The following is a 7,806-nucleotide window of genomic DNA, read 5'->3' on the forward strand; positions in this document are numbered from 1 at the left end:
ATGGAAGGAGAATAACGAAAGGACGTTGTCGATGTCGCTATTAAAATCCTATGTGTCCCGCTTAAGTCTCATTCAACTCATCGGTGTCCACTTATTATCAGCCACGATGATTGTACTGCAAGCTTTTCTCATCGTTTACATTATTAATAGTATCTTCCTAAATAATGCGTTATTTTTAGATGTGCTGTTTTATTTAATTGGACTCATTATGGTGATGTCTCTTCGGGCGCTATTGTCTTACACATCTGGACACATTGGGATTTCGCTTGCCAAAAACGCCAAAGCGAAATTACGAATGCAATTAATCAATCATTATACGAAACAACCAATCGAGTTGGCATCGCAAGGGCGTTCGGGTAGCAAAGTTTCGACATTGTTAAATGTTGTCGACCAAACGGATGCTTATTATCGTGAGTACTTACCTCAGATGGTCCGTGCTTCCATCGTGCCACTGGCGATCTTAATTATTATGTTTACTCAAAATTGGGTGTCTGGCGTTATTGTTTTAGTTACGGCGCCATTCATCCCGATTTTCATGGCCATTATTGGACTTAAAACAAGGGATAAATCTGAAGAGCAATTAAATGCGTTATCCAACTTTTCTGGACAGTTTCTTGATTCAGTACAAGGTTTAACAACACTTTCCTTATTCGGCCGGGCTAACAAAGAACAAGATTTGATTGAAAAAAGAAGTGACCAGTTCCGTGACGCGACACTTGGAGTGCTTAAGGTCGCCTTTACATCAGCATTTATGATGGAATTAATCTCAATGTTAAGCATTGGACTAATTGCTTTAGAGTTAGCTGTTGGTTTGATTATTTTTGATTCGATTCTATTTACAACGGCTTTCTTTGTTTTATTATTGGCGCCTGAATTTTATATCGCTTTGAAGGATTTGAGTAGTGCTTTTCACTCTGGACGGGAAAGCATTACAGCAGGTAAAAAGCTTGAAGATGCTTTAAATGAACAGGTTGAGTCAGTTAATTGGGGAGATCAAACGATTGTCTCTGTCCCACCACGAATGACGTTCAGCCATGTAACATTTGCTTATCATTCAGAACCAACTTTGAACAACATTTCAACGACAATAGAGCCAGGTGATAACGTAGCTATAGTAGGACCTAGTGGCGCTGGTAAAACGACATTTTTACATGTCTTAGCCGGATTATTGCCCGTTCATAACGGGACGATTTTTATCAATAACTTAAAACAACATGATTTACGTGAGGACGTTTGGTTCCAACAGTTAAGTTACATTACGCAATCACCTTATGTATTTGCTGGTTCAATTTACGATAATATCGCCATTAGTAAGCCCAATGCTCGTTTCGATGACGTGCAGCAAGCAGTAGATCGCGCCAAATTAACACCTTTAATCAATTCTTTAGAGAATGGACTTGAAACAGTGGTTGGTGATGGAGGTCGTGGACTTTCTGGTGGGGAAAAGCAACGCCTCGCCTTAGCACGTGCATTTTTAAAACAGCCTTCACTGATCTTGTTCGATGAACCAACGACAGGACTTGATTTAGAAACAGAACGGACCTTAAACGAAGCCATTGCTATTTTAAGTGAGAACGCAACCGTCATTACGGTAGCCCATCGTATTCATACCATCCAATCGGCTGATAAAATTCTAGTCATGGAGAATGGCGAATTGACCGCAGAAGGTACAGATGAAACGCTTCAGCAATCAAGTGCAACGTATAGAGCATTACTCGGTCGTCATGGAGGTGTTAACGCATGACAGGTCTAAAGTCGATCATTAAACAACTTTTAAAAGAAAAACGTGACATCCTATTATCCATTTTATTTGGATTTATCGGGGGAATTGCTGCTGTCGGCTTATTTAGTGCCAGTGGATATTTAATTTCACAAGCAGCTCTTGGAGTCCCAATTTATGCTTTAACAGTCGTCATTGCTACTGTGAAGCTGTTAGGTTTCACACGTGCTGGTTCGCGTTATATTGAACGGCTTGTCTCTCACCGAGCAACCTTTACGATGCTTAAACACATTCGTGTTCATTTCTTTCATCGTCTACAACAACGATCACCAGCCAGACTTGGTCGTATGAAGTCTGGTGATTTATTATCTCGTGCTGTTAATGACGTTGAGTCGCTTCAAAATCTATTTTTACGTGTTTTGTATCCACCGATTGTCATTTTATTAGTTTTTCTAGCGACAATCCTTTTCACGGCCTATTTATCAGTATGGATGGCGCTATGGCTATTGTTCGGGCTGAGCTTATCACTTATCATTCTCCCAGCCATATTTGCCTGGTTGCAACATGAAACAGATGAAGCAACCACTGAACAAGCAAGTGCTCTCTCAGCTGAAGCTACAGAAACATTGTATGGGTTTCAAGATTTAACGATTCATCAAGCTATCGATACGCGTATTCAAACATTTAGTGATTTAAACGATGACTATGAAAATGCTGTAGCGCGTAGTCGAATACGCGAACTCGTTCACCAAACGCTTGATGGCTGGATCGGCTTTGCGATCACATGGGGTGTGTTAGCGATTGGTAGTTATCTTAGCGCAGCTGGTGAGATGGAAGCTGTTTGGTTGGCTATGTTTATGTTACTTTCACTAACGGTTTTTGAGAACACATCACCTATGGCAGCATTTCCACAATATTTTCGTGATAATAAACAAGCAGCTGATCGTTTATATGCTCTAGATCAACCAGAGGCATCAGGTGAAGAAACATTGGACGATCAACAAATCGGAGCACAGTTTGATCAAGTATCATTTACGTATCCAAATGAAGAACGCCAGACATTAAAGAATATATCATTCTCTATAAAGCCAGGGTCTAAAACAGCCATTATTGGGGCAAGTGGCTCAGGTAAATCCACTATTCTGCAATTGTTATTAAATCTTGAACAAGTAAATGACGGAACCATTTTCATCAACAACCGAAATATCGACAATCTTATTCCGTCAACGATATGGAATCAAGCAAATGTCGTCATGCAAGATGATACCTTTTTTGCTGGAACTATCAGGGAAAATTTATTGTCAGATGCAAATGAAAATTCGTTACATGAAGCATTAAATAACGCATCATTAGAATCATTTAATTTAGACGACCCTGTATATGAAAAGGGTGATAACTTATCTGGCGGTGAAAAGCAACGCCTAGCGATTGCCCGCGTGTTACTAAGAGAAGCACCCCTTTGGTTATTAGATGAACCGACTTCTTCACTGGACCGAGTTACCGCTGAGCGCATCATGAACCAAGTCTACACACAAGCCCAAGAAGATACAGTGGTTGTCGTTAGTCATGAGTTAACTGGATTAGAAACATTCGATCAAATCATCGTACTCGACCAAGGTAAAATCGTAGAAACGGGTGATTTCGATACTTTAATGCTTAAGCAAGGTTATTTATATGAGCTCAAACAAATTGAAAAGGCTGTGCTTTAAAGCACAGCCTTTTCTTGTATCTTACATCACATAATTAAGTTTTGAGTTTTGTTAATCTTTCCCACCTGGTAGAGCGACCCAAAAGGCCATACCTATGGCGCCTATAAGCACTAAAAATGGTGCATAAGTGATAAGAAAATCAGTCATGGTCGATCACCTCTCATTATTTTTTACCAGCGATATATTGATCATCAAACAAGAATAGTCTCATCAGCAGATACAACGATGGCAATAATAATAGTAAGCCAGCAACGAATGCCACAATTAATGAAATTGCCATGGCATCGTTTGTTACACTATCTGATACCGTTAAATGTGGATAGAGTAAATACGGATATTTCGAAATGCCATACGCAAAGAACGCAAAGGCAAATTGACCAATGAGTAAAATAAACGCTAGCCCATAATTCTTTTGTTTCCAAATTAACCAAACACTTCCGACAAAGAAAATAAACGAAATCGCAAACATCCACCATAGATTCATGAGAGAGTCAAAATGCTCTGGGTTGTGTGAGCGCAATTCATAAATAATCCCACTCGCTGTAATAATGGTAGGAAGCGCCCAAATAAGCGCATATCGCCGCAACAACGACGCTGCCTCCGTATCACCTGCGCGGTTGGCATACCAAGTTAAAAAGACTGAGGAAATATATAAGACCGCAATAATACTCAAGATTACAATGCTCCAAGTGAGCGGGCTTGAAAATAACGCCCAGTAATCCAATTGAGGTCGACCATCCATGATATCCACGAATCCACCTTCAGATACGGTTAAAACAACAGAAAGAGATGCTGGAATCACAAGCCCTGTCGCCCCGTACATAAAGGCATAACCACGGTGCCCCTGGCTTCCATAATTTTCAAAGGCATAATAAGAACCGCGAATGGCTAATAGAATTATTGAAATACTGACTGGAACTAACAAAATACTACCGTAGAAATAAGCTGTTGAAGGGAAAAATCCAACAATTCCTACGAAGAAAAAGACTAAGAAAACATTCGTTACTTCCCATACAGGGGATAGATAACGTTGAATGATCGCCGTTAAAATTCGATCTTTCCCTGTCAAAATACTGTATGCATTAAAGAACCCAGCGCCAAAGTCGACAGATGCTACAATCACATAACCAAAGAGGAACGTCCATAAAACAACCATACCGATAATCTCATAACTCATGAGCGATCACCACCTTGTTCGCCGAGTTCTAGTTCAACTGGGTTGTCTTTGAAAATCTTAGTTAAAACAACAGCCACACCGACACCTAAAATGAAATAAAGACCAGCAAATGCGACAAACATATGCCCCACATAAGCACTTTGTGTCGCTGCTTCATCAACTGTCATAACACCTCGTAAGATCCACGGTTGTCGGCCGAATTCTGCCATCCACCAACCCGCTTCAATCGCTAGAATAGATAGTGGACCGCCTGCAACAATTAACCAGCGCATTGGTCTCGAGGATGCGACAGACCAACCACGCCATGAAGCGAACCAATAAATAAGTGACAAGCCTATCATGAACATACCAATTGTAATCATCGTATCAAAGAAGTAATGCACGAATAACGGCGGTTGCTCATCAGCCGGCGTTTCATTTAGCCCTTCTACTTCTGCAAATGGGTCATTATGTGCCAGAATACTTAAAGCATAAGGAATTTCAATCGCATATTCAGGTTCATTACCTTCACCTAGTACCCCGTATAAAACAAGTGGAGCTTCTGCTTCTGTTTCGAAATGCCACTCAGCAGCCGCTAACTTTTCTGGTTGATGTTCTGCTAAATATTTACCAGAAAAATCACCAACAATCGCTGTTGCAACTGCAAAGACAAGCCCAACTTTCATCGTTAAATGAAGGGCCTTTTTATGATAGTCATGATTAGAACGACGTAACAGTTTGAACGCCGCTACTGCTGCCAGAACAAAGGATGATGTCATAAAGGCAGTCGCAATCACGTGGGTGACTTTTGTCGGAGAAGCTGTATTAAACATCGCTTCGATCGGGTTAACGCCTGTCATTTGACCATCAACAATACTAAAACCTTCTGGTGAATTCATAAACCCATTGACTGTCGTAATGAAAAAGGCTGAAATTGCTGCACCAAAAGCAACTGGAACAAGAAGCAATAAGTGCTTTTTCTGATTCTCGAAACGATCCCATGTATATAAATAAATGCCTAAAAAGATAGCTTCAAAGAAGAAGGCGAAAACTTCCATGAATAACGGTAGTGCAATTACATGACCTGCTAATTGCATAAATTCAGGCCAAAGTAGTGAAAGCTGAAGACCAATTGCTGTACCTGTTACAACTCCAACAGCAACTAACACCACAAAACCTCGTGCCCACCGTCTAGCTAACATAATATAATGCATGTCATTTCGCTTAATTCCTACCCACTGCGCAATCATAATCATGAGTGGGATACCAACACCCAACGTTGCAAATATAATATGGAACGTTAAGGTAAGTAACGTTAACATTCGGCTACCAAAAACCGGATCTTCAAATAATGGCATGGTTCCCCCTCCTCTGAAAGGAATTCAATAATAAAATCTCCTAAATGTATTGTACCCTATTATAACTCACTCAAAGCTTATCAATCGTGATAAATTTTTGGCGAGCGTGTGAGGATTTTGTGAAAATCTTCACAAAATCCTTTTTTACTATTTATTAGACAATAGACGACAAAATCTGATGCCGAAAAAACAATTCATTCTACCCATTTTCTGCAAATTTTAGATAAATCACTAGATTTATATATTATGTTGTCTTATGATAACGATACAAGATAATTTGACGTTTTGACAAATAAGGAGGCATTTTGTGAAAAAGCTTTGGGTTAGTATGACTATTTTCTTAAGCTTTACCATGATTATTTTTGTTAATCCTGCCCACTCCTCAGAAACGACTGCCTATCAAGGATCATCGCATGAATCACTCACCCATGACTTGCCGAACAAACCAGCCATTACCCTTACAGCAGCTAAGCCGGAAATTACATATGATATTGACGAACACTCTGGAGAATACCGAGCTAAAGCGGAAATCAATTTAAATAGCGAACCCCATACTACTTACGAAACAAACATCGAACTTTCTTCTAATCAAGTGGTTAACGTGGTTGGTAAAACAGAAATCAACGACACAATATGGATACAGATAAGCATCCATGATGAAACTTATTGGGCTCGTGATGCTTTTTTAGATCAAGTGTCAACTCAACAACCAGATCATACTCCAGAAACTAATCAGAAAACTGATCATAAAGCTAAGACAGATCAGAAAGAGAATGATGATTCTGAACAGCAGAAACCGTCTAGTAACGAAACCGAAAAGTCATCTACTTCTGATGAAAATAAGTCTAATGCAGAGCAAGCTAAACCAGATTATCAACCTATGACAATTTATTTTAATGGACAAGCTGTATCTTATCGAAATGGCGGACGAGCAAACGGGCAATCCATCATTAATCAGCAATCCGTCGCTTCGACATGGGGCGGTGTTGAGACATTCAGTGGTAAAGACGGCATGAACACCCATTTTATTGGTCATAATCCAGGTGTATTTAGTTCTGTTTGGAACGCTCGTTCTTTTATAGTGACAGATGCTATTGGCGAAGCTTTTCGTTATCAAGTAACTAGTACTTATCAGGTGAATAGAAAAGGAATTGGACTTAATAACGGAAAAGATTATTGGAACCGCATCACTGGCACATCAGGTGGTGAAAGAATCACATTACAAGCTTGCTTTACTTCGGACGGCTCGATCAACTGGATTGTTGAAGCTAGATTAGTAGAATAAATGTGACAGGCTATTTTATTCCTTATATAATAGAAAGAAATGATTTTAAGGAGGCATTACATGGCTGAAGGAACTTTTGCAACAGCGATTAATTGTATGGATGGTCGAACGCAAGAACCCGTGATTAATTGGATGAAACAACAATATGGCGTTGACTATGTCGACCAAATCAATGAAGCAGGACCCAATAAAGCATTGCTTGAAGGCGACAAAACCATGATTGACTCAATAAAAAAGAAATTAACCATTTCTAATGATGGTCATGGATCGAAAGCTCTTGCCATCATCGGTCACCATGACTGTGCGGGTAATCCTATCGATAAACGAGAAAAAGTAGAACAAATTAAACAAAGTGTCGCACTAGTCCGTAGCTGGGGCTATGACATGGACATTGTTGGATTATATGTAAATGATCAGTGGCAAGTTGAACATGTAACATCCTAATGCGCTCACAAAGAAAAAGAAGCTGACGTCATGTCAGCTTCAGCTTGTAGAGAAACCCCAGGTTTTTCTGCAAGCTTTTTTATTTCTATAGGGGTAATTAATCTTACTAAATCAAAATAAAATGATATATATAA

Annotated in this window: 7 protein-coding genes; 4 read left to right on the forward strand and 3 right to left on the reverse strand. The window is 39.7% G+C overall.

What is annotated here, in order from left to right; translation table 11 throughout:
- Positions 1-31: 31 nt before the first annotated feature.
- Together cydD and cydC are read left to right on the forward strand one after the other, a co-directional pair.
- On the forward strand, positions 32-1,744 hold the full coding sequence (gene cydD / locus FHR85_RS12745) for a thiol reductant ABC exporter subunit CydD (RefSeq protein ID WP_167263863.1): 1,713 nt from the start codon (positions 32-34) through the stop codon (positions 1,742-1,744).
- Positions 1,741-3,429, forward strand: a complete 1,689-nt coding sequence (cydC, locus tag FHR85_RS12750) for a thiol reductant ABC exporter subunit CydC (RefSeq protein WP_167263865.1) — start codon at positions 1,741-1,743, stop codon at positions 3,427-3,429. Before cydD ends, cydC begins: the two co-directional genes overlap by 4 nt.
- Positions 3,430-3,480: 51 nt before the next feature.
- On the opposite strand, the gene cydS is transcribed toward cydC, so the two are convergent.
- Genes cydS through FHR85_RS12760 form a run of 3 tightly spaced genes read right to left on the reverse strand, consistent with a single transcriptional unit; the run spans position 3,481 to position 5,943 of the window.
- Positions 3,481-3,576: a cytochrome bd oxidase small subunit CydS family protein gene (gene cydS, locus FHR85_RS14640; RefSeq protein ID WP_411955222.1), complete on the reverse strand. Its 96-nt coding sequence runs from the start codon at positions 3,574-3,576 to the stop codon at positions 3,481-3,483.
- Between the two features lie 16 nt (positions 3,577-3,592).
- The gene (locus FHR85_RS12755; protein ID WP_167263867.1) at positions 3,593-4,606 is read right to left on the reverse strand and encodes a cytochrome d ubiquinol oxidase subunit II; all 1,014 of its coding nucleotides are present in this window, start codon (positions 4,604-4,606) and stop codon (positions 3,593-3,595) included.
- Positions 4,603-5,943, reverse strand: coding sequence for a cytochrome ubiquinol oxidase subunit I (locus tag FHR85_RS12760; protein ID WP_167263869.1), 1,341 nt, complete (start codon positions 5,941-5,943; stop codon positions 4,603-4,605). Before FHR85_RS12760 ends, FHR85_RS12755 begins: the two co-directional genes overlap by 4 nt.
- A gap of 307 nt (positions 5,944-6,250) precedes the next feature.
- On the opposite strand from FHR85_RS12760, the gene FHR85_RS12765 reads away from it, so the two are divergent.
- Complete coding sequence (locus FHR85_RS12765; RefSeq protein ID WP_167263871.1) at positions 6,251-7,228, forward strand: sortase family protein; 978 nt, start codon at positions 6,251-6,253, stop codon at positions 7,226-7,228.
- Positions 7,229-7,288: 60 nt separating this feature from the next.
- The gene (locus FHR85_RS12770; protein WP_167263873.1) at positions 7,289-7,672 is read left to right on the forward strand and encodes a carbonic anhydrase; all 384 of its coding nucleotides are present in this window, start codon (positions 7,289-7,291) and stop codon (positions 7,670-7,672) included.
- Positions 7,673-7,806 lie beyond the last annotated feature (134 nt).

Origin of the sequence: Alkalibacillus almallahensis, from assembly GCF_011761495.1 — a bacterium.
In the GTDB taxonomy this organism is placed as follows: domain Bacteria; phylum Bacillota; class Bacilli; order Bacillales; family Alkalibacillaceae; genus Alkalibacillus; species Alkalibacillus almallahensis.